The organism is Ensifer sp. Root31, from assembly GCF_001424825.1.
Classification (GTDB): domain Bacteria; phylum Pseudomonadota; class Alphaproteobacteria; order Rhizobiales; family Rhizobiaceae; genus Ensifer; species Ensifer canadensis.
This window is the reverse complement of sequence record NZ_LMCO01000020.1, coordinates 11,805-34,094: the sequence shown is the minus strand read 5'-3', so window position 1 is coordinate 34,094 and position 22,290 is coordinate 11,805. Positions and strand designations below refer to the sequence as shown.

23 protein-coding genes are annotated in these 22,290 nt (G+C 59.3%); 9 read left to right on the top strand and 14 right to left on the bottom strand.

The window, feature by feature from the left end; translation table 11 throughout:
- Positions 1 to 263: 263 nt before the first annotated feature.
- The 4 genes from ASD00_RS42505 to ASD00_RS18790 all read right to left on the bottom strand — a co-directional run bounded on the left by ASD00_RS42505 (position 264) and on the right by ASD00_RS18790 (position 3,468).
- On the bottom strand, positions 264 to 659 hold the full coding sequence (locus tag ASD00_RS42505) for a hypothetical protein (protein ID WP_063963300.1): 396 nt from the start codon (positions 657 to 659) through the stop codon (positions 264 to 266).
- A 341-nt stretch (positions 660 to 1,000) separates the two neighbouring features.
- Positions 1,001 to 1,651 carry a response regulator transcription factor gene (locus ASD00_RS18800; RefSeq protein WP_057208200.1) on the bottom strand — a complete coding sequence of 217 codons (651 nt, stop codon included), beginning with the start codon at positions 1,649 to 1,651 and terminating at the stop codon, positions 1,001 to 1,003.
- A 215-nt stretch (positions 1,652 to 1,866) separates the two neighbouring features.
- A complete protein-coding gene (locus ASD00_RS18795) occupies positions 1,867 to 2,406 on the bottom strand; it encodes an Rrf2 family transcriptional regulator (protein WP_057208198.1) in 540 nt (179 codons plus the stop codon).
- A 294-nt stretch (positions 2,407 to 2,700) separates the two neighbouring features.
- On the bottom strand, positions 2,701 to 3,468 hold the full coding sequence (locus tag ASD00_RS18790; protein ID WP_057208196.1) for an alpha/beta hydrolase: 768 nt from the start codon (positions 3,466 to 3,468) through the stop codon (positions 2,701 to 2,703).
- 151 nt (positions 3,469 to 3,619) lie between these two features.
- Here ASD00_RS18790 and ASD00_RS18785 point away from each other — a divergent pair, with 151 nt between their 5' ends.
- From ASD00_RS18785 to ASD00_RS18775, 3 genes are all read left to right on the top strand, one after another.
- Complete coding sequence (locus ASD00_RS18785; protein ID WP_057208194.1) at positions 3,620 to 4,066, top strand: MarR family transcriptional regulator; 447 nt, start codon at positions 3,620 to 3,622, stop codon at positions 4,064 to 4,066.
- Positions 4,067 to 4,642: 576 nt separating this feature from the next.
- Positions 4,643 to 4,891 carry a DUF4160 domain-containing protein gene (locus tag ASD00_RS18780; protein ID WP_244494625.1) on the top strand — a complete coding sequence of 83 codons (249 nt, stop codon included), beginning with the start codon at positions 4,643 to 4,645 and terminating at the stop codon, positions 4,889 to 4,891.
- Entirely contained in the window at positions 4,884 to 5,294 is a 411-nt protein-coding gene (locus ASD00_RS18775) for a DUF2442 domain-containing protein (RefSeq protein ID WP_057208192.1), read from the top strand. The genes ASD00_RS18780 and ASD00_RS18775 overlap by 8 nt, the downstream gene beginning before the upstream one ends.
- A gap of 303 nt (positions 5,295 to 5,597) precedes the next feature.
- Here the strand turns inward: ASD00_RS18775 and ASD00_RS18770 are convergent, their stop codons facing one another.
- From ASD00_RS18770 to ASD00_RS18725, 10 genes are all read right to left on the bottom strand, one after another.
- Entirely contained in the window at positions 5,598 to 6,341 is a 744-nt protein-coding gene (locus ASD00_RS18770; protein WP_057208189.1) for an amino acid ABC transporter ATP-binding protein, read from the bottom strand.
- Positions 6,338 to 7,312, bottom strand: coding sequence for an amino acid ABC transporter permease (locus ASD00_RS18765; RefSeq protein ID WP_057208187.1), 975 nt, complete (start codon positions 7,310 to 7,312; stop codon positions 6,338 to 6,340). The genes ASD00_RS18770 and ASD00_RS18765 overlap by 4 nt, the downstream gene beginning before the upstream one ends.
- Positions 7,313 to 7,373: 61 nt before the next feature.
- Positions 7,374 to 8,207, bottom strand: coding sequence for a transporter substrate-binding domain-containing protein (locus ASD00_RS18760; protein WP_057208185.1), 834 nt, complete (start codon positions 8,205 to 8,207; stop codon positions 7,374 to 7,376).
- A 139-nt stretch (positions 8,208 to 8,346) separates the two neighbouring features.
- Positions 8,347 to 8,736, bottom strand: coding sequence for a carboxymuconolactone decarboxylase family protein (locus ASD00_RS18755; RefSeq protein ID WP_057208183.1), 390 nt, complete (start codon positions 8,734 to 8,736; stop codon positions 8,347 to 8,349).
- Complete coding sequence (locus ASD00_RS18750; RefSeq protein ID WP_057208180.1) at positions 8,729 to 9,538, bottom strand: alpha/beta fold hydrolase; 810 nt, start codon at positions 9,536 to 9,538, stop codon at positions 8,729 to 8,731. The genes ASD00_RS18755 and ASD00_RS18750 overlap by 8 nt, the downstream gene beginning before the upstream one ends.
- A gap of 2 nt (positions 9,539 to 9,540) precedes the next feature.
- Positions 9,541 to 10,617 carry an LLM class flavin-dependent oxidoreductase gene (locus ASD00_RS18745; protein ID WP_057208178.1) on the bottom strand — a complete coding sequence of 359 codons (1,077 nt, stop codon included), beginning with the start codon at positions 10,615 to 10,617 and terminating at the stop codon, positions 9,541 to 9,543.
- Positions 10,618 to 10,652: 35 nt separating this feature from the next.
- Entirely contained in the window at positions 10,653 to 12,167 is a 1,515-nt protein-coding gene (locus tag ASD00_RS18740; protein ID WP_057208175.1) for an aldehyde dehydrogenase, read from the bottom strand.
- Position 12,168: 1 nt separating this feature from the next.
- On the bottom strand, positions 12,169 to 13,155 hold the full coding sequence (locus ASD00_RS18735) for a flavin reductase (RefSeq protein ID WP_057208173.1): 987 nt from the start codon (positions 13,153 to 13,155) through the stop codon (positions 12,169 to 12,171).
- 178 nt (positions 13,156 to 13,333) lie between these two features.
- Positions 13,334 to 15,139, bottom strand: coding sequence for a helix-turn-helix domain-containing protein (locus ASD00_RS18730; RefSeq protein WP_057208170.1), 1,806 nt, complete (start codon positions 15,137 to 15,139; stop codon positions 13,334 to 13,336).
- Positions 15,140 to 15,403: 264 nt separating this feature from the next.
- On the bottom strand, positions 15,404 to 16,747 hold the full coding sequence (locus tag ASD00_RS18725; protein ID WP_199197060.1) for an amidohydrolase: 1,344 nt from the start codon (positions 16,745 to 16,747) through the stop codon (positions 15,404 to 15,406).
- 362 nt (positions 16,748 to 17,109) lie between these two features.
- Here ASD00_RS18725 and ASD00_RS18720 point away from each other — a divergent pair, with 362 nt between their 5' ends.
- The 6 genes from ASD00_RS18720 to ASD00_RS18700 all read left to right on the top strand — a co-directional run bounded on the left by ASD00_RS18720 (position 17,110) and on the right by ASD00_RS18700 (position 22,180).
- Complete coding sequence (locus ASD00_RS18720; RefSeq protein WP_057208165.1) at positions 17,110 to 17,712, top strand: amino acid synthesis family protein; 603 nt, start codon at positions 17,110 to 17,112, stop codon at positions 17,710 to 17,712.
- A 38-nt stretch (positions 17,713 to 17,750) separates the two neighbouring features.
- Entirely contained in the window at positions 17,751 to 18,233 is a 483-nt protein-coding gene (locus ASD00_RS18715) for an Lrp/AsnC family transcriptional regulator (RefSeq protein ID WP_057208162.1), read from the top strand.
- 202 nt (positions 18,234 to 18,435) lie between these two features.
- On the top strand, positions 18,436 to 18,876 hold the full coding sequence (locus tag ASD00_RS18710) for a hypothetical protein (protein WP_057208160.1): 441 nt from the start codon (positions 18,436 to 18,438) through the stop codon (positions 18,874 to 18,876).
- 307 nt (positions 18,877 to 19,183) lie between these two features.
- The gene (locus ASD00_RS40165; protein ID WP_156585677.1) at positions 19,184 to 19,420 is read left to right on the top strand and encodes a hypothetical protein; all 237 of its coding nucleotides are present in this window, start codon (positions 19,184 to 19,186) and stop codon (positions 19,418 to 19,420) included.
- A gap of 74 nt (positions 19,421 to 19,494) precedes the next feature.
- Positions 19,495 to 21,159, top strand: a complete 1,665-nt coding sequence (locus tag ASD00_RS18705; protein ID WP_057208158.1) for an N-6 DNA methylase — start codon at positions 19,495 to 19,497, stop codon at positions 21,157 to 21,159.
- Positions 21,149 to 22,180 carry a hypothetical protein gene (locus tag ASD00_RS18700; RefSeq protein ID WP_057208157.1) on the top strand — a complete coding sequence of 344 codons (1,032 nt, stop codon included), beginning with the start codon at positions 21,149 to 21,151 and terminating at the stop codon, positions 22,178 to 22,180. Before ASD00_RS18705 ends, ASD00_RS18700 begins: the two co-directional genes overlap by 11 nt.
- The last annotated feature ends 110 nt before the right edge of the window (positions 22,181 to 22,290 follow it).

The following is a 22,290-nucleotide window of genomic DNA, read 5'->3' as shown; positions in this document are numbered from 1 at the left end:
GGGTTTGCGGGTTGCGCACCGGCGTTACTTCGCGGAGGCTGCTTCCTCGATAGCGAGGCGATGGATGCGAGACCGTCAGGGCATGTGACCCGCCCTGAATGCTAAGGGTCTTCAAGGTAAGCGCACACTTCGCCATAAATCTCATTGCCGCCGGCGGGATGTTGCGATCTGCGGAACCGCAAATTGCGTGGAAGGCAGCGTCTTCCACGAGGCGACGCCCGACCGTTCGGCGACCTGTGCCACGGGACGTTGAGGAACTGCCATCAGCCGCGCCGAGTATTCGGGCACATCGGCGGCAAACTGATCGTGGAACCGGTCCGGCCGAATGTAGAGATCTTGCCGCCCTCCGGCAGCGTAGTCGTCGTTAACGCGTCGGCCAGCGTGCTGCCGGGAAATTCTCCCGAAAGGCTTACGCTGGATTCACCTGCCTCCGGAGCGACGGCGGCGAGGTCGACCGAGGCCGTCACATTCGCATTTCCGCTGGCTGTTTCGGTGTTGACCGCCAGTGCACCGATCACGTCGTTCGCGCTCGACTCCGCAAACGCGCCATGCACCAGCACGATTGTCGGCTTGTCCTGGGAATCGGCTGCTTGTGCGAACGCGGTAGCTATGGTGCCCACCGCTGCGGCGAGCGCGAGAGCTTTGATGATATCGCGCATCTTACGTCTCCAGTTAGAGCCTTTTCGGCCGGTCAGGAGAATGCATCACGGCAGCCCGCCGGCCTATCGAACCCATGCATCGGCCATCTAGTCCCAGAGTACAGGTATGATAGATCGGGTGATTAGGATGCGCCCTGACTGAGTTCACCGCAATCGCAGTTCGTTAAGAGCAACGGCTTCAGCTCATGATCGGCTGCACAAAGTTTTGTAGCGAATTCGCAGTCTTCACGTATCTGGCGAAAAAGTGAAGTACGACATCGCGCGGCGCTGTGCGCCGCGACTAAACATTTTTTTAAGAAATGAGAATGGACGTAAAGCGGCGCGACGGCGCCGCCGCAAGCTCACGCTTGCGGCTTCTCGCGCAGGCTGGAAGGCAGTGAATCCCATGCACGGATGAGTTCTCCGACGGAAGTAGTTCGCATCTTGCGCATCATATTGCTGCGGTGGAGCTTCACGGTGATCTCGCTGATGCCGAGTTCGAAAGCGATCTGCTTGTTGAGGCGCCCGCGCGCCACTTCTCGAAGAACTTGCCGCTCGCGTGGGGTAAGGGTCGCAAATCGGGTGGAATGCTGGTGGATGTTTTCTGCCTGTGCCCTTTGCTCCACGTCCCGCCGAATACCGGCAATCACGGCGTCGAGCAGCGTCTGGTCGCGCACGGGTTTCGTCAGGAAATCGACGGCCCCGGCTTTCATGGCCTGCACGGTCATCGGTATGTCCCCGTATCCCGTGAGGAAGATGATGGGTTTCGTTACCCCACGCGTCGAGAGTTGGTGCTGCAGATCGAGGCCACTCGCGCCCGGCATGCGGACGTCGAGCACCAGACACCCGGGCCGGTCGGGAAGGCCGGCGCTCATCAGTTCGCGGGGCGAAGGGAAACAGGCGACGTCGAGGCCGACCGATTCGATGAGTTCCTGCAGGGAGTTGCGAACATTTTCGTCATCATCGACTACAAGAACCAGCGGACTATCCGCAACGACAGCTGGGGTGCCCATCTCATCAACTCCGGCAGATTGTAGGCGCTACCATGCGCAGCGCGCTAACCTTGCCGCACTGCGACCGAATACGCGCCGACGAGTGAAGGGTGCCGTTGCCGGCCAAGATGAATATATCCTTCATCACTCTAAATCCTCATCTTCCCGAGCCGGCCGCATCTCTGCCAGCCCGGCCGCAATTGCCAGCCGCAACCCATGTCCGCTTTTCCAGCCCGTCAGGACAATGCTCCGTCTTCTATTGCACCGCTTCGGGTCCGGCCCTTCGTCCTGTCGGCAAGCCATTTACGGACTTCGTCAGAAAATTCCGGCGGCGCCTTGCGGCTTAAGTCGCCGGCAATGTCGGCCAACGTCTCGCTTCCAAGGGAATCCCGCATGGCCTTTTCCGCGCGCAACATCACCGCGTGGATTGCGCATACGCCTTTCGTTGCCCATGACGGCGGCCGCTCCCGATATACGGCGCAGCGACCACGGATCTCCTGACAGTCGAATAAGGGCTTCCTACCTTCGATCGCATCAACAACCTCCAGAACCGTGATATTTCCAGGCTGCTTTGCGAGCAGATATCCCCCTTTGATACCCTCGGAAGCTGATACGATCCCCGCTTTTTCCAGCTTCGGAAATATCTTCGCCAGAAAACTAGGGGAAATTCCCTGAAAATCCGCCAGGTCGCGGTTGCTCAGCGGCGTTCCGGGCGAACTTGCCAACCACAGGAGACAATGCAGCCCGTATTCCACACCTGCCGTCATATGCGCCATAACGCGGACTATAATTATCCGCGTTTTGGCTGGCAAGCACTAATTTGAACCGCCGGCGAAGCGGTACTGTCGCGGTACAAAATCAGCGACCGCCGGAGACAGGAACGTCTCTCAATTCCGCTAAAGCCATCATCGGAGTTCGGCAATTGGCAGATTTGGGTGAGTTGCGATTGGGCATGCCGCACATCCTGACACCGATGGATTTTCGCGAACGTGACTGGTTGAGCCGTGCTCTTACGGCAAAGCCGCCACCCTTCCGGATGGCGGCCTTTGATCACCAGCAATTTGCAAAGATTACTGTGCAGCCTCTTCGATTAGGTCCGCGACTGCCTTGGGCTGCGACACCATCACCACATGGGATGCACCATTGATCACGACAGTGTGCTTTGAGCCTGCCCGTTCGGCCATGAAGCCGAGTGCCTTCGCAGGGATGTTCTTGTCGCCGTCCCCATAGATGAAGTAGGAGGGCAGCGTCTTCCAGGCTGGCGAACCGGACTTTTCCGTCAAGGCGGCTTCAGTGATCGGGCGCTGGCCGGCGGCCATCAATGCCGCATCCTCAATCGAAACGTCGTGGGCGAACTGGTCATGAAACTTCGCCTGGTCGATGGAAAGATCGACGCCGCGATCTGCCAGCTTGACCGGAGCGGCGAGCGCTTGGCCAAGCGTTCCGCCCGGGAACTTACCGGCGAGATCGGCAGCTGCTTCCCCTGCTTCCGGAGCAAACGCTGCCACATAGACCAGCGACTTGACATTGTCCTTGCCATTGGCAGCGGTCGAGATCACCTGGCCTCCGTAGGAATGCCCGACCAAGACGACAGATCCTTTGATGCTCGAGATGATGTCGGAAACATAGGCCGCATCGCCGGCGACACTGCGCAGGGGATTGGCCGCGGCAACGACTGTGTAACCGTCCTTCTGAAGGATCTTCGTCACACCATTCCAGCTCGAGGAGTCGGCGAAAGCGCCGTGGACGAGAACGACAGTGGGCTTTGCAGGCTGGGCGAGTGCACTGCCGGACAGGAGGGCGGCGGCAAAGGCAACGGTGGCGGCGAGTTTGAACATGACGACTTCCTTCGTGGTTCGGATCTCGGTTTAGGTCTTATTTATTTGTGTGCAATTCATTTGTGTCCAATCTATTATGCTGCCGAAACGTGGTTGTCAACCGCTTGCAAATAAATCGTGCACGATTTATCTGTTTGGAAAGGAGATCGCCATGACGAAGCCAGACGACCATCCCGGGGTCGCCGGAATGCTCTGCTTTTCCCTCTATTCCGCAAGCCACGCATTCACCCAGCTTTACCGGCCGTTGCTGGACAAGCTGAGCCTGACGTACCCGCAGTACCTGGTCATGGTGTCGCTCTGGAAACGCGACGGGCAGAACGTCAAGGAGCTGGGTAACAATCTCTTCCTTGATTCCAGCACGCTTACGCCGTTGCTCAAGCGCCTGAACATTGCCGGGTTCATCACGAGAACGCGCAACCCCCGGGACGAACGCGAGGTGCTTCTGCACCTGACGGAGAAAGGCCGCGCTCTGCAGGGGCAGGCCGATCATGTCATGCATTGCATCGGCGATGCGGTAGCGCTTGACGCGAAGGCCCTAGATATCCTCCGCGAAACGATCGACGATCTACGCAACAGGCTTCAGGCAGGGGCGGGATAGTTCGAAAACCTGCTCACAGCGACAGGCCGCCTCACATGCATTTCCGAGCGAGACGATGGTGGCGGTTCATCAACGGCGGCATGGCAAAAGTTCGGCAGGCGGATCGAGCGGACAGGACGCCGCCGTTGCGAACTGGATGCTGGTGCAGGCGACGCGGATCGCTACCCTCGCTGGAATAGCGTCGTTACGGTATGCCGCCATCCCGGCATCGGTGATTGCGGGCAGCATTATTTGGCGCTAGCGTCCCGACCGGAGCATGATCGCCAGCTCAATCTTCATCACTGCCGGCGGCATCCTGGCTCTCGGAAGCATGCGCACCGTTCCCCGCAGCTGTGTTTGCGGGAGACATCAATGGCTGACCAGACCCATTTTCCAGGAATTCGCCTGCTCCGAGACAGGGCGCCGGCCATGCTCGGCCGTGATGGCGACACTCGATGAAGTCTGGCAAAAGGTGCGAAAGATCTTGGGGTCTAGGTCGTGATCAGGAGCGCGTTGCGGGTCGTCGTGATGGCGCGTGCTTTGCTTGTTTAGGTTACGCGATCCGCGGCCAGGACTAAAGATCTTGCATAACCCAAGTTGTTAGGTTATGTTGATTCATGGTCACCGTTCTCCGCGCCGCTGGCATGCGATTTTATCATTTACACAAATGACCACGAACCCGCGCACGCCCATGTCTACGGAGACGGTGAAGCCCGTATCAACATTCTCGATCTCACCGTATTATCGAACCGGGGGATGAAAAAGCGAGATTTGAGCGTGGCTCTCACTATTGTCCAGGCAAACCAGCGCTTGTTCATCGAAAAATGGGAGAGCATTCATGGGTGAAGTCATCTTTGAAGATCGTCACTACCGAGAAGCTACCTCGAAAGGGGACGCAGAGCGTGCACGCGCCCCGATCCCATCTTCGGTCCGTTTCGATGAACCTTCCAGCCGCATTGTCGTGGATTTCACAAACGGCGCAGCTTTCATGGTGCCTGCCCGATCGATACAAGGCCTGGAGAATGCAACGCCTGCCCAGTTGGCGGAAGTCGAGCTTTTGGGCGAAACTGGCTTGCATTGGGAAACCTTAGACGTGGATTTCACCATCCTCGGTTTAATGAAGGGCATATTCGGAACTGCGAAGTTCATGGAGGCTCAGCGCCGAGGCGGGCAATCTCGGTCCGCCGCGAAGATCGAGGCAAGCCGAGCCAACGGCGCGAAGGGCGGGCGTCCCCGGAAGATCAGCTAGCCGGCCAATCGCCGCGCTCTTTCAGCCGATACATTCCGAAGCAAAAAATGAAAACATCGGATGTACAAGGGGTCGCCTTCGGCGGAAGCAGGGTATTTCAGTCGCGTACTGACTTCATTGTCTTTCTTAGCACACCTGAACTCAGGCAGAGCGAGAAAAACGATCCTGGCCACTTGGTGTGATGCCCACACACAGCGTGCCGTCATCACGTAGCTGCTGAAAACCCTCTGGCGCATGTAAGTGCGATGTAAAACAGGCATCTTTCTGTCGAGTAGAGTTGAATCGATCGATGCTATTTCACGCTCAATGCTTGAGGATCTGGCTAAGAAACAGCTTCGTACGTTCATGCTGAGGGTTAGTGAAGAACTCTTTCGGCCTCCCCTGTTCGACGATCTGACCGGAATTCATAAAGATCACCCGGTCAGCAACAGCTCGGGCAAACCCCATTTCATGGGTAACGCAGACCATCGTCATGCCGTCCCGGGCAAGACTTGTCATCGTGTCGAGAACCTCCGAAACCATTTCAGGGTCGAGTGCGGAGGTCGGCTCGTCGAACAGCATCACCGCCGGTTGCATGCAAAGCGAGCGTGCGATTGCCACGCGCTGCTGCTGGCCGCCGGAAAGCTGCACCGGGTACTTGTTGGCCTGTTCGGGGATACGCACCCGCTCCAGGAACGTCAACGCCCGCGCCCGCGCCTCTGCTGCCGGAACACCGTTGATCCACATCGGCCCAACCATGCAGTTCATCAGCACAGTCATGTGGGGGAAGAGATTGAAGTGCTGGAACACCATGCCGACGTTGCGCCGCACTTCGGAGACATTGCGCATCTTGCTGTGCAGGCTGATACCGTTGACGACAATCTCACCCTCCTGGTGTGCCTCCAGGCGGTTGAAACAGCGGATGAGGGTCGACTTGCCGGAGCCGGAAGGGCCGCAGACGACGATGCGCTCGCCCTTGCGGACCGTCAGGTTGATATCCGTCAGGACCTGAAAGGCACCGTACCATTTGGAAACGTTCCTGACGTCGATGATAGTCTCAGCACTCATCGGACCTTGCTCCTGGCGTAATGACGTTCGATGCGGGACTGGATGAGTTCGAGGCAGATGGACATGATCCAGTAAAGCATGGCGGCGGATATGAGCATTTCCATGTGCTGGAAGCTCTTTTGCCCAAGCGTGCGGGCGAGGAACATAAGTTCCCAGACACCGATGACGGAGACGAGCGAACTGTCCTTCAACATAGAGATGAACTGGTTGCCGGTCGGCGGAATGATGACGGGCAGCGCCTGCGGCAGGATGATCTTGCGCATGGTAAGCCCGAAGCCAAAGCCAATGGAACGCGACGCTTCCCACTGGCCGCGGTCGATGCTTTGAATGCCCGATCGAAAGATTTCGGTCATGTAAGCGCCGTAACAGAGCGAAAGCGCCAGGATGCCGGCTGGAACCGCATCGATGATGATGCCAAGTTGGGGTAGACCCAGATAGATCAGATAGACTTGCATCAGAAGCGGGAGCCCGCGGAAGAATGATGTGTAGAAGCTTGCGATCGCATAGGCGAAACCGTTGGTCGAAAGTTTCGCAACCGCGCCAAGGATTGCGATGAGCGAGGCAATCAAGATCGAAACGGCTGAGACATAGACGGTCGTCACAAGGCCTTGCGCGATCAGGAAAGGCAGCTTCTCCTCGATAAAGGGCAGGCTTAGGTGGAAGGTCTGGAAGAAGGCGAGAAACAACACCAGAAGCTCCATCCAGACGATGGCGATCTGCAGCCTGAGACTGGCGAAGCCGATGAGCACGATGTTCAGGCAGAAGAGCGCCGCCACGACAAGAGCAATGGCGAAACGTCCGTAGAAGCCGCTCTCCAGCGGCTCGCCTATCACCGGGCGCATCAGTTCGCCCATCGTTGTCCCGGTCAGATTGAAAGCCATGAAGACGACCAGGACGGCTGCGAAAACCGACGCCACGAACGGAGGCTTGTGGACGAGAATTTCGGAGTCAACGGTATCCGGATAGAGCATGTTAGTCCCTCTGGACAAAAAGGCGATCCGGACCAACCCGGACCGCCAGACGTAGACAAGCCTACTTCACGACCGTGTAGTCGACGCCGTACCACTTTTCCGAGAGCTTGCTCAGCGTGCCATCGGTCTGCATCGACTTGATCGCTTCGGCGATCTTGTCGTTCAGCTCCTTGTCACCGTGCTCGATGGCAACGGCCAATGGCTCATAGAAGACCGGATCGCCGACCTGCTTGATCGGATATCCGGCCTTGATGGCATCGCGAATACTCGGCAGCGACGACACCACCGCATCGACGCGAACGCCGTCGCCGAGGCGCAGGTCGTCAAAGGCCGTTGTCGAGTTGGCGTAGGACTTCACTTCCTTCGGCTTGAACGCGTATTCGAAGGCGGGAGCCCCCGCGGCATCGAGCGTCAGTTCCTGCTTCGCGTAAGCTTCGAAGGTCGACGTTGCCGTCGTTCCGACGACCTTGCCGTCCAGGTCGATCAACGTGACGGCGAGACTATCGTTGTGCACAGCGACCGCCGCCGGCGTGTAGTAGTAGACGGCCGGGAAGTCGAATATCTTGGCCCGTTCCTTGGTCGGCGTCATCGAGCCCACATGCATGTCCCAGCGGCCCTGCCAGTTGCCGGCGGTGATGATATCCCAGCCTGGGGTGACGAACTCGACGCCGACACCGAGGCGCTTGCCAATTTCCTTGGCAACATCGATGTCGAAACCGTCCATCTCGTTTTTGTCGTTCATGAAGGACTGCGGCGCCCAGCTGGCGTCGGTTGCAACCTTCAAGGTCTTTGCGTCGAGCACGCGCTCGAGCACGGCTCCGGCATTGGCCGGAAGCGCCGTGAATGATATGGCCATCGATGCGGCCGCCGCTGTCAATCTGGCGAAAGTGTTCATTCGGTCGTTCCCTCTTGTCGTTCTGGTTTGGGCAGGGTCCTCTTCCTGCCATAGGGGTGATCTTGAGTTCTCAAGCGCCCTTCTGTCTTCCGGCGATACGAGGCAGCGCGGAGCCGCCCTTTCCTAATAACCGTGGAAGTCAGCGCTCTTCTTTCTTGTCCATCTCGTCACGCACAGTCCGCGCGATCCCGAAGGTTTCGACGCCCGCGGGAATGCCGCAATAAATCGCGATCTGGACGAGTGCCGCACGAAGTTCCTCGTCGGTCAGGCCATTGCGGATCGCGCCGCGGAAATGGATGGCGAATTCATGCATGCGGTTGAGAGCCGCCAGCATACCGAGGTTGAGCAGGCTGCGCTGCTTGAGATCGAGCCCCTCGTCCGTCCAGGCTGTCCCCCAGCAATACTCATTCAAAAGATCCTGGAAGGGACGCGAGAAGGCGTCGCTGTTGCCGATTGCCCGATCGACATAGTCGTCGCCGAGCACCCTACGCCTCACGGCCTCGCCCTTCGCCTGCAGCGCCTCATCCATCGACTTTTTCCCCCTGTCTCAGAAAATCGGCCATCAACGTCGCTACGAGCTCCGGCGCTTCGACAAGAATGGAATGGCGCAGGCCCGGCAGTATCCGGAGTGCGGACCCGGGGATGCGCTCGTGCATGTACCGGGCCATCCGAGGATTGGAGCCTGCATCGTCCTCACCGGTTGCGATCAGCGTCGGGCAACGGATCTGGTCAAGGAAGCCGCCGAAATCCGTCTCGGCGAGCACCCGGTAAGCAGCGACATAACAATCCGGATCGTTTTCGGCATCGCGTGATCGTAGCCTCGCGATGATCTCGGGATTGCGCTCCTGGAAGTCTTCGGTCAGCCAGCGCGACAGCGACGCGTTGTGGTGATCAGCGGGCGTGCCCGCCCTGAGTGCCGCCAGGCGTTCAAGCACGCGCTCCCGTTCGGCCAACGTTCGTCCGGCAACCGTCGAAAGCAGCGTAAGCCGGCGCAGTCGGCCGAGATGGGTCAAGGCAAGACGCTGGGCGATGAGCCCGCCGAGTGAGAAGCCCGCGAGATTGAAGGTGGAGAAGCCCGCCTGATCGGCCAGAGCCAACGTCTCGTTGACGAAGTCGTCGATCTCGTATCGCCCCTTGACCCGGCTTGACTGGCCGTGGCCACGCAAATCGAAAGTCAGGATCGTAAAGCGATCCTTCAGCCGTTCGACTACCCCCGACCACGCCTCCAGATAAGATCCGACGCCGTGAATGCAGATGAGCGGCTCGCCCTCACCGTCGATACGGTAATTGAGCGTAACCTCTCCGATGGTATGGCGTTGGGTCCCCGCCATCGTCAGCGCCCCACCGCGACGCGCTTCTGCTCGTTCTCGCGCGCCGCAAAGAAGGGCATGATTTCCGAGATGAACAACTCCAGCGTCCGCTTCTGCAATTCGAACGGCAGGTTGAAGGTCAGGCCAAGACAATATTGGTCGACGCCAGCCGCTTCATAGGCCAGCAGCTTCTCAATCGCTTCGTCCGGTGTCCCAAACATCAGGTTTTTGCGGATGTTTTCCGGATTGTAGTTATCCTTGCCCTTGACCGCTTCATAAGGCACGGCTTCCGGGAAGCCGTCGCGCACCGCGCCGATATTCTGCATGAGGTTTTCGAAGGCGCGGCCGTAGTCCATGCTGTGCTTGACGGCGAGTTCCCCACCATCCGGCCTGTCGTAGACGCAGGTGCGGCGCTGCATCATGAAGCGCGGTCGCGGAACTTCCGGGTGATCAGCGACCGCTTTGTGAAACTTGTCAGAAAGCACCTGGATTTCAGCAGCCGGCGCAGAGAGCGGCGTCGACAGAATGCTGGCACCGTTCGCAATCGCCCAGTCGAATGTCCCGGGATCGCGCGCCGCAACCCAGATCGGCGGATGCGGCTGCTGTAGCGGCTTGGGCACGGCCGCCGTCCGAGGGAATTTCCAGTAGTGCCCTTCATGCGCGTAGTCGCCGGACCACAACTTCTTTACGGCCGGGACGATCTCCTTCATGTAGGCGACGCCTTCTTGCTGCGGCATACCGCCGGCCATGCGATCGAACTCATACTGGTAGGAACCGCGCGCAATGCCGAATTCCAGGCGGCCATTGGTCAGATGGTCGCAAAGCGCCGACTCGCCCGCCAGCCGGATCGGGTTCCAATAGGGTGCAACCAGCGTGGATGTGCCTAGCCGAATCCGATCCGTGTGCTGTGCGAGCCAGACGAGCGTCTGGAACGGGTTCGGAGAAATCGTGCATTCAAGCGTATGATGCTCGGCGGTCCACAGCGCCTCGAAACCGCCTTCATCGGCAACTCGCGCGAGCTGAAGCAGGTTGCTCTTCACCCGCTCCATCGGTACGTCCGGAGAGAAGCGTTCCATCGTGAGGGAAACTGCGAACTTCATGGTTTTCTGCCTTTCCTGTGCCGGTGCGTTTGTCGTTACTTCAAGCGAATGACGAAGGGGTCCTGCATCGCGCCGGAGTAATCGACGATGACGTTCTTCAGCCGCGAGAACTCGTGCATGACCTCGAAGCCGCCACGCCGGCCGTAGCCGCTTTCCTTGAAGCCGCCATTGGCGGACATGAAGGAGGCGGATCGATAAGTGTTGATCCACACCGTGCCGGCGTCGATCCGATTGGCGAAGCGCAGCGCCCGATCGATGTCCTTGGTCCAGATGCCAGAGGCGAGGCCATAGCGCGTGTCGTTGGCGAGTTGGATCATCTCCTCCTCGTCGCGGAACGGCATGACCCCGACCACAGGGCCGAAGAGTTCGTCGCGCATGAAGGTCATGTCGTTCTGCGCGTCGATCATGACGGTCGGCTCGAAGTACCAGCCTCCTTCAGCAAGTCCTTCTCGCTGGGGTCGGCGGCCGCCTGTGGCGATCTTCGCGCCTTCCCTGACGCCGGATGCGACGTAGCCCTCCACTTTCGTAAGTTGGTCGGCGAGCGCGAGCGGGCCGATATCCGTGTCGTCGGCCGTCGGCAGGCCGACGCAGATCTGCTCGGTCCTGGCGACGAGCGCGTCGATGAACCTGGCGTAGGCACCCGCCTCGACAAAGCAGCGTGAGCCTGCCACGCAGGTCTGGCCGGCAGCCGCGAAGACGCCGGAGACGACGCCATTTACGGCATGTTCGATATCGACATCCCCGAAGACCACATGGGGCGACTTACCACCAAGCTCCATTGAGCAGGGAATGAGGTTCTCAGCTGCATTGCCCGCGATCCGTCGACCGGTGGCTGTGCTGCCCGTAAAGACATATTTCGCGACACCGGGGTGGCGCGTCAGCGCCTCCCCGGCGCTTTTTCCCGTACCCGTTACCACATTGACGACGCCGGCTGGAAAACCCGCCTCGTGGATCAGCTCGGCAAGCGCCAGCGTGGAAGCAGTTGCATGTTCCGAAGGCTTGATGACGACCGTGTTGCCGATCGCCAGGCATGGCGCCAGCGTGCCGGTCAGCAACATCAGCGGCGAATTCCACGGCGTGATCATTCCGATGACGCCCAAGGGTTCGCGAAGATTAAAGTTCAAGGTGTCGAGCCGGTTGATCGGGATCGTCTCGCCCTGCAGCTTGTCGGCCATGCCGGCGAAGTAGTGGTAGCTGTCTGGCATGGCGCGCATCTGCGCCGTGGTTTCCTTGAGCAGCTTGCCGTTGTCGCGGGTCTCGATTGCTGCAAGCGCATCGGCATTCTGACGCACGAGCTCGGCGAGACGGCGCATCAACCCGCCGCGGTCGGTCTGTGTCATGCGCCGCCACGCCGGGTTGCGAAAGGCGGTGCTGGCGGCCGCAACGGCGGCGTCGACATCGTCCGCATCGCCATCGGCAAATTCGTACCAGGGCTTGCCCGTCGTCGGGTCATAGCTTTGGATATACGTGCCGTTTCTGGGCTTCACGAACTGCCCATCGATGAACACGAGCTGGCGCGATCCTTCGATGGAGGTGACTGTCGTCTTCATATCACTGTCCTTGGTCTTGGGAGGCTTGAAGCCAGGCACGGGCCTCGCCGTCGATCATCGCGACGCGACCGCCGTCATCGGAATCCATGTAGATGCCGAAGCGCCCCGCCTGCCGCTCGCGCACATAGCGCCGCAGCATGGAACGCAGTTCATGGGTGGCGATCGCGTCATAGGGCAAATCGTCGATCGGGAAAAAGCGAAGATCACCAGGCAGGCTGCTCCCCTCGCCGGCCAGGCGGGCGCGGTAAACAAGATAACCCGGATCGCTGTCGGCAACGTCGAATACGGAATAGAGAAACGTTTCTTCCGGTACGAGGCGAAGCGCATCGCCGCCGTCGACGACGAGCTGGCTATCCGCCTTTCGACGCCGTGCCGATGGCAGCACCCAGCTGCCCTTGCCGTCCGAGCGCAGCAGCAGACGATCGCCAGCTTCGATGAGATAGCCGATGATCATGCCATGAGAAGCAAGCCAGCCATTCGGCAGCGGATCCTTCACGCTGGCGTAGCGCCCCCTGCAGAAGCCAAGCGGCGCAGTCGGGCTGGTGCCGAAGGCGCGAACCTCACCGATCAAGATCGCATGGTCGCCGGCGTCAACCGTGTTTGAGGTGGTGCAGTCGAACCAGGTCAAACTGTCTGTCAGCACCGGCGCACCCGTGTGGATGTGGTCATGTGTCACCGATTGGAACTTGTCCTGCGACTTTGAGGCGAAGATCCCGGAAACATCGACCTGTCCCTCATGCAGAACGTTGACGGCAAAGCATCCGGCTCTGGTGAAGGCGTGGTAGCTCGATGCCGACTTCGCCACGCAGACGAGCAGCAAAGGCGGGTCCAACGAAACGGAGGTAAAGGAGTTTGCGGTCATGCCGCGCGGCGTGCCGTCCTCGTCACGCGTCGTGATCACGGTAACACCGGTCACGAACGTGCCGAAGGCGCGACGCAGCGCTATGGGATCGATAGGCGCGTCGGTCGATGCGGCTGTCTCGGTCATTCCTCAATGCCTCCTCTCCATCAGGTTGAGTAGAGGCTATCCCCGAGTTACCGACCATTCTTCCACGCCTTCGTAGGAGCAAAGGGAAAACGTCTCCGCCGATCCATAGGAGCATGAAGCAGGCCGAGAACGAGCGCTGCGATCGCCGCGCAACATGTGGTCAGACCAGGAGGAAAAATCAGCCGCGGGCGGCGGAGCGATTGTCGATGACGCCGTTGAGGCGGATCGCGAGCTCAACGGCGAAACGCTTCTCCGGCGTTTCGACATCTATGCCGAAAAGCTCCTGAATGCGCGACAGCCGGTAACGCAGTGTTGTCACATGCAGGCCCATCGCATCGGCGCAGGCCTGACTGCGACAGCCCTCCTGCAAATAGACCGACAAGGTTTCCAGGTAGGGCGTTCCGTTCTGGCGGTCGTGGTCGGCAATGGCGCCTATGCTTTCTTCCACGAAGCCTCGGACATCGCCGGCCTCGCAAGCAGCGACCAGCATCGGAAGCGGACCGAAGTCTTGGGTTGCGAGCGATCCGGTCAAGCCGAAAGAGCGGCCGATCCGGATCATGCGGGCGCAGCGCTCCCAAGCGGCCGGATAGTCGGCGAGCGCCGCGCAGCGATTGCCGGCCACCACGATCGGCTCCTCATCAAAATATCGGCCCAACTCCTCCGCAATGCGGCGTGTGAGCTTTACCAGGCGCTCCTGTCGCTTGCTGGCGTCGTAAGGGACCAGGCAGACGGCACCACCAGCGATGGCGACCAGACCCGCCGGCAATGACGCCTGCTGCATGATGCGCGAAAGCGTGTGCTCGACATCGACGGACGCGCCGCCGAAAGCCTTGGTCTTGTCGGGAAAATCGATGACGATCATCTGCTGAGGCACGGAGAAACTAAGCCCAAGGCGCTGAGCACGCTGGGAGATATCATTCGCGTCGCGCCAGCGGCCCTCCACCACCTCGAAGAAAAGCTCAGTCTGGGTTCGCGTCTCAAAGCGGAAGCGAATGAAGCTGCGCATCATCTGTACACTCAACGCAAATTTGGCGCTATCCAGCATCATCAGATCCAGGTCGCTGAATTCCTGTGGTGAAGGGAAAATGATCAGTGCGCCGACCAATTGCATGTCGACCATGAGCGCTTCGACGCGCGCGGAAATCTTGAAACGGTGATTGCCGAGATCGAGAAACAGACTTGTCTCTTCGCTCGCGCCCATTTCGGCCGCATCACGCGCCGCCTTCATCAGCGCACGGGCGAGCAAAGTCGAGGCCGCATCCTGCCAGCCATTGTCATCGATCAGCGTCGGCTTCGGCGACCTGCCGGCCATGACGTGGTTTGCCGTGAAATCGACGACAACCGTTGGATTGGGTATCATTGCGCCAACCATCGCTGAAAGCGATGACACCGATCCGTCGCTCAACACATGCTCCAGAAGCGAGGTGTGCGCCTTGAGCGTCCGCTCCAGACGCTGCGCAGACACTTTCTGTGCCTCCAGCTGATGTTCGCGCTCGACCGCAATGGCACCAAGGTGGATGATCGACCCGAGAAAGGCGAGATCATCCTCTGAGACCTCCGTCACCTGCCGCGCAATGACACTGAGCACCATAGGGCGGCCCTCCGCGTCCCTGCAATTCATCGGCATCACGAGAACGGTGCGATAGTCGCGCTCGAAGGCTTCTTTTCGATAGCCTGGAAAGTCGACCGTTTCCCGCGCGTCACGAATATAGACTGGCTCGTTGCGCTGGAGCGCGATCAGTGACGGGCTTGTCGCCAGTTCCCATTTGTCCGGCAGTTGCCGATCAATCAGCGTGGGATCGTGGCGCACGATCACATGGGCGTAGCCGTGTGCCGCATCGATGCCCATTATCGATCCCAAGGCCCAGTTGGCATGACGGCAGGCGGCGGCGATGAGCTGCTGCAGTACGGTCCGCAAGTCGCCGCCGCTGTTGATTTGGCTGGCGACGTCGCGGAGCGACAATATCCGGGACTTCTGATCCAAATCGGCTCGCCTCTTGACTTCCGTCAACTACCATGCGCGCACAGACCGTATAAATCCACTATCTTTCATAGGAAAATTTGGACGGTTGATCCGACGAAACATAGGAACCAAAAGCTTCCGCAGGTGCAGCTTGCGAAAGACAATCAAATCTCCGGCTTACTTATCCGAGCCCGCATCCAGCACGTGTCATGCGAGTGTATTCAGACCTCGTGACCACCGGGCTCCCGATGACCACGAAAGCTGGAGTTTCTGCCGAACTATGTCTTAGTCCACGGCCGCCTTCTGGAGCACAGAGATCGCAAGGATCTTTGCACCCGTCTTGATGGACGTCTCCGGAGCCGGCGCAAAGAAGGGCGAATGGTTGGAAGCAACAGGTCTGTTTTCATGCAGGGCTTCTTCGATCTGTTCGGGAGAACTCCCGCCGATCCAATAAAAGATCGAGGGCACGCCCGCCTCGATAAACTCGGGATAGGTTTCCACTCCAAGCGTTGGCTGCACGGCGGCTGGTACATACACGATATCTGCGAAAGACCTATCCAATGCCGGCTTGATGTCACCGATCAGCTGCGACGAATTTGTGCCGGCCACAGCGCCGCCGCCGATGCGCAGCAATTCCGGCTCCGGGGCCTTAGCCGATTGTGCCGTCGTGCCGGCCACCCTGTGCATTGCTTCAAGCAGCAGCTTACGGGTCTCGGGCGTTGTCGAACGCATCGTCAGCTTGAGTTTGGCCTGATCAGGGATGATGTTGCCGGCTGTCCCCGCCTGAAAGCTGCCGATTGTGATCACACCGGGCTCGCGCGGGTCTTTCTCGCGGCTGACGACGGCCTGGATATCGGTGACGAAGCGGGCGCCCAATACGATCGGGTCGATCGAAAGGTGTGGTGCGCTACCGTGCGCCCCTCGGCCTTTGAAGGTCAGGTCAAACGTATCGGAGTTTCCGCTGAAGGCCCCGTCCTTCACGGTAATCTTGCCGGCAGGCTCGCCGTTCACATGCACCGCGAAACCGAAATCCGGCTTTGGGAACCTCTCGAACAGTCCCGCCTTGAGCATCGCCGTCGCGCCGCCGCCGATTTCTTCGGCTGGCTCGCCGACCAAAAGGAGCGTCCCGCGCCAATGATCCTTCATGTCGACCAACAATTGCGCAGCCCCGAGCCATGACGCCATGTGGATATCGTGGCCGCAGCTGTGGGCGACAAAGACCTTTGCGGAGGCGTCGGTGTTCCCGGGCCATTGGGTTGCCGGCACCTGTACCCGGCTAGCATAGTCAAGTCCGGTCTTTTCCTCCATCGGAAGGGCATCGAGTTCGGTGCGAAGCATAATCGTCGGTCCGTCACCATTCCTGAAGACACCGACGAGACCGGATTCGACACCGAAGCCTGCAGTTACCTCGAAGCCGAGCTTGTCAAGTTCAGCTGCCAGCAGCTTTGCGGTCCGAGTTTCGTGAAATCCGAGTTCGGGATTGGAATGGATATCCCGGTAAACCCTTTCAAGTTCGGGATATTTTTGTTCGATGAGTGCGTCTAGTTTTACGGTGTCCGCAAGAGCCGGGTTTGCAGAAACCTGCAGCGCGAGAAGCAGAGCGCTCGAATTGGCCAGTATCGTCTTCATTTGGGTCCCCTTCAGTCTCATTACGACAAGACGTTTCTTGACGGGACCATGATGAGGAGCACCGGCAGCGGGGGCATTCTCCTATACAGAGGAAAAGCAGCGGCAATTTTTCTCGCCACTGATCTAAAGTCTGCAATCTGGAGAGGCATTTCAGAGATCGATTACTTAAGGGCCGCAGCGATCCAGTCATCTGGAGAGATGGAACCTGCCGGGCCCCATCAGCCTTGGACGCTGCCGGCCAGCACATTGGTCTGCTTTCTTTCGCAGGATCGTTCGACGCTTCTCTTCATCCGAACATAGGAAGAATTCACCGGGCATCGCGGTAGGTTGTCGCAAGTTTCCACTATCAGCGGCTTCAGAACATGACCCTCGGCATCAGAAAAATTTGCACTTTCCTGGAAGAGACCTTCGTAGAAGGCGGCAAGGCGGCCTCCCGTCCCGTCAATATCGTTGTCGTGGCAGCGGTAATCCGTAACCCTTGGGCCGGGCGAGGCTTTGTCGACGATCTCCGGCCGGAGATCATCCGCATCGCCGGCGAACTGAGCCATGAAATGACCGACCGGCTATTGCGCCAGCTGGCTCCGGAAAGGATCGAGGCTTGCGGCAAGGCAGCCGCGGTCGGGATCAACGGAGAGATCGAACATGCCTCGGCGATGATCCATACTTTGCGGTTCGGCAATCCCTTCCGCGAAGCGATCGGCGGCACCAACTATCTGGAATTCGCCAATACCCGCAATGCGCCAGGTGCTCTTCTGTGCCTGCCGATGATGCACAAGAGTGAGAACGGCAAGCGATCGCATTTCCTCACAGCCAATTTCCAGATCGCCGATGCGCCAGGCCCGGATGAGATCATCGTTGCCATCGGCGCTTCCGATAGCGGTCGTCCCCATGCACGCATCGCCGACCGCTTCCAGGACATCGCCGAAATGGAAGCCGAAAAAATGGCCTCGCTCAGCAGGGCCTGACCAAGGCAAGCACGCGGATACCGGCGCAGGAGTTTGCCATGAGACTTGACGCGATTGACCTGCGCATCCTTGACGCCATCCAGCGGGATGGCCGCATCACCAAACTCGCGCTCGCCGAAAAGGCGGGCCTCTCTCCAACGCCGTGCTGGATGCGACTGCGCAAGCTGGAGAAGGCCGGCATCATCAGCGGCTATCATGCACGCCTGTCGCTGCGACGCGTCGCCCCGGTCGCCAGCCTGGTGGTCGAGATCACCCTGGCCAACCATCGCCAGGCCGACTTCGACCGGTTCGAAAGGGTCGTCCGCGACATTCGCGAGATCGTCTGCTGCTGGTCGGTCGGCGGCGGGGTCGACTATATCCTGAAGGTGGTTGCAGCCGATATCGATGCCTACCAGCGCCTGATCGACGCGCTTCTCGACCGCGAACTCGGCATCGCCCGCTACTTTACCTACATCGTTACCAAGACCGTGAAGGAAGATCCAGTCGTGCCCGTTTCTGTGCTCGTGGCCGGTGGAGCCTAAGCAGCCGAGCGTTGGCTGCCACCGACCCTGCCACCGAGACTATGTGTGCCATCCACCTCGTTTCGTGGCGGCCTGCTTCCAGACGGATTCAGGCCGCGTGCCTGGAACTAATGACGGGCGAGACGGTTTGAGCTGTGACTTTGGCATGACGCTGACGTGCCCTCCTGGCTGGGTAAGCCTCGATTTTGAGGAGATTTGCATCATGAAGATTTCGTCCAGATTTCGTTCAGTCGCGGCTGCGGTTATCGCTGTAGCAGGAATCAGCTTTGCCGGCTCCGCGCATGCCGACAGCGGTACGATCAGCTTCTCAGTCTACAAGGCTGCCTTCTTTGTGGGTGGCTCTGGGGGCGAGGGCACGCTGACCTTCCATGGTCGCCGCTATCCCGTCTCTGTCGGCGGCCTCTCGGGCGGCCTCGCCTTCGGGGCTTCGAAGACCTATTTCCAGGGTACGGTTAGCCACATTAGCCGCGCCCGGGATGTGACGGGGGTCTACGGTGCGGCGGGCGGTGGCGGCGCGCTCGGCAAAGGGGCCCAAGTAATCGTCATGACCAATGACAAGGGCGCCCGACTCGAACTCTCAGGCAAGCAGGTAGGCTTGCAAGTCAACGCCGATCTCAGCGGCATTGCCATCACGGTGAAGTAAGGGTCGTCGCTCCGTTCGTCGTCCCTTCAGTCGGCCCACTACGCTGAATACAAAGGCCAGCGCTGCCATCTAGGAAGCGGCCGTTCCACTTCGGCCCCGAACGCAACGTTAGAAGATTCGATTTGGCACTCCCGGCGCTCTTTGTTCGTTTCGATGGCTAGTCGAACCGCAAAGTTCCACCCGACTGAGACGATCGGAAGCTGGCAATATGCCGCCAGTCGGCATGTTCGATCTTGAGAAGATTGATGCTGTGTTCTTTGACCTCATAATCCATGGCCACCGATAGTGTCGGGTGCCTCGGCAGCGCGTGTCGTCAACCACAGCAGCGTGGAAGCCGGTATCCCGCGCATCAGCCGCAACGATCAGCGACGATCATCTTGAAGAATCCGAACGGTCGACCCCAGAGCGCGAAGCGCCTGATTTTGAGGGGCTGGACCTACCCATAGGCGCACTACAGTTCTGGATGGAAGTAGGCATTGCTGCGCAATGTTTTGCCGCAATTTTTCCGCTGGATCGGCAGATTGGAAATAAGAACAAAGAGTAGACAGAAATTCATCTGTATAGGATAGGTAACCGGCAAGACAGAGAACCCATGCGTGCACGATTCGGGAGCTAGCCGTGACTTTCGTTACCCATCGCGACCCTATCGACACTCCCGTTCTCCGCAAGGAAAGAGGCGCATTCTTCACGCCTCCGGCGATTACCCGTTTCATTTCGAAATGGGCCATTCGCACGCCTGACGATCGCGTGTTGGAGCCTGCCGCTGGCGACGCTGCATTCTTGGTTTCCGCGGTCGATCGCCTTCGTGAACTCGCTCCCGGCGGGCGCTCGTGCCCGATGGTTCATGGCGTGGAGATACACGCCCACAGCGCGGACGTTGCCCGCAAGCGGGTCGCTGACGCCGGGGGCGAGGCCGATATCCAACTGTCCGACTTCTTTTCCGTCACGCCTGATCAAGCGTTCGACGCCGTCATCGGAAATCCTCCCTATATCCGATACCAGGACTTTACCGGGGAAGCCCGCGCCCGTGCCCGGGAGGCGGCTATCAGGGCCGGCATTTCCCTGACCGGGCTCGCGTCGAGTTGGGCAGCATTCACCGTGCACTCGGCATTGTTCCTGAAGAAAGGTGGCCGCCTGGCCTTCGTGTTGCCCGCCGAACTGCTCTCAGTGAACTATGCCGCTCCCGTCCGCAAGTTCCTGTTCAATCGATTCCGCGACGTGCAACTCGTATTGTTCGACGAGCAAGTGTTCTCCGAAGCGGAAGCGGATGTCGTACTTCTCCTTGCGGACGGCTATCTCGGCGGACCGGCGGATTATGCAACCATCAGTCAAACAAAGAACGCCGCAACGCTCGATACTCTAGGTCCTGGACAGAGCTGGACACCGGCCGACCCAGCGGCCAAGTGGACCAGCAGTCTCGTCGATGCCGACGCGATGCATCTTTTACAGACGCTCTCCGCAACTGGCCTCTACACGAACTTGGAAACCTGGGGCGATACGACGCTCGGGATGGTAACGGGAAACAACAAATACTTCACCCTTTCCCCCCAGCGTGTAGCTGAGCTTGGACTGCTCCCGGACGAGTTGCTCAGCCTTTCACCGCCCGGAAGCTCTCATTTGCGGGGCCTCTCTCTTTCGAATGCCCAGCTAAAGAAACTCGGTGAAGAGGGGAACGCAATCCACCTCTTCTATCCGAGCGATCCGCCTTCCGCGGCCGCGGCAGCATACATTGCAGATGGCCATAGGACAGGCGTGGACACCGCCTACAAATGCCGGGTCCGCAAGACTTGGTATCGTGTGCCACTGGTTTCCCCCGCCGACCTGTTGCTAACATGCATGAACGCGGACACGCCTCGGATCACGGAGAACGCAGCACAAGCCCGTCACCTTAATTCCGTGCATGGGGTCTATCTCAACGATGCACACGGGGTCCTGGGCCGCGAGCTCCTCCCTGTCGCCAGCTTGAACTCCATTACGTTGCTGCATGCCGAAATGGTCGGTCGTGCCTACGGAGGCGGAATCCTGAAAATCGAGCCGAAGGAGGCCGACGTCTGGGCCATGCCCTCGCCTACCTTGGTTACCTGTCGCGCCGACGGGCTTCGCGAGGTCAAAAGGAGCGTGGCAAAACTTCTGGACAAGGGAAGGCTGCTGGATGCCGTCAAGATCGTCGACCAGGTACTGCTAAGCGAGGGCGAGGTTTCGCCCGCACAAATGGCAGTCGTCCGGCATGCGCGCGCGGAGTTCGTAAAGCGTCGCAACTTGAGGGCGGCAAGTGGCCGCTAAACCCAGTTCCAAAGCAGAAGCCTGGGAAATTTTTGACCACATCGTTGCGGTTGCCGCACCTGACGGGGAACACACCAATCCTTGGATTCTTGGATCGGACGGCCAGCCGTACTTCCGTCCAGACTACGAGACCCTGGCGCTGCTGCTTGGGGTTCCGCTCCATCTGAAAGCGGGAACCCAAACCGGAGTTCCTGCCCTCGCTCTCGATGTCTGGCTCAGCTATGAACTTCGCAGGGCTGGTTTCGGCATGGACCAAGTCTGGCCAAGGCCATCAAACCCACGCGTTCTTCCCGCGCCTGTCGCGGCATTCGTGAAGTCACTTCCGACGGCGATTCGAGCCAAGGCTCAATCCCATCTGATATCGAACACGTCCATTCCCAGCGTCACCTCCTCCTCGGCTTCGATTCTCGGCAAAAACTACCTGAAACAGGTTGACGTCATCGTCACCGATTGGGTGACCGGCCCGGAATTGTTGATTTCGACGAAGCGAATGGATTCTTCCTATGGAAAGAATGCGCCGAACCGCATCGAGGAATCATACGGCGACGCCAAGAATCTTCGCTTGCGCCACCCGCTCGCGGCTCTCGGGTTCTTGTTCGGTCTGAGGTCTGACATCCTGGACAAGGAGCCCAAGACGGCCGAGTGGTTGTTCGACCTCTTGGCCAAGCTTGGGCGGGAGGACGACGCGTATCACTCCACCTGCCTGGTCTTGATGGATTATTCAAGCGATACAGCACTGCTGGCAACCGTCGAGGAGGAACCCAGCGAGGGCATACTGGAGCCGGGTCCGCAGCCGATAACCGATCCAGCCGACGATGAGATCGCGCACCTTGCCGTCAGTACGGTCCAGAGCATCGTCAACGCGCTGCCCAAGGTATCGATCCTCGAAAACCACACCCCGGATGACCTTTCCCCGGCCCGTTTTCTTACGTCGCTGGTCACCCGCGTTCTCGCCGCGACACCCGTCAACATGCACGAGGAGGCGAGGCGACGCCGCGGTTCGGTATTGGCAAAAAAATAGAATTCCGGGGTCAGTTCGCTGTGTGCACGCCGTTCCGGTCGATAAATTATGCAACTTTTGTATGTAGCCGGGTACATTCTAGTTCGAAGCGCGACATGCCAATGATTTCA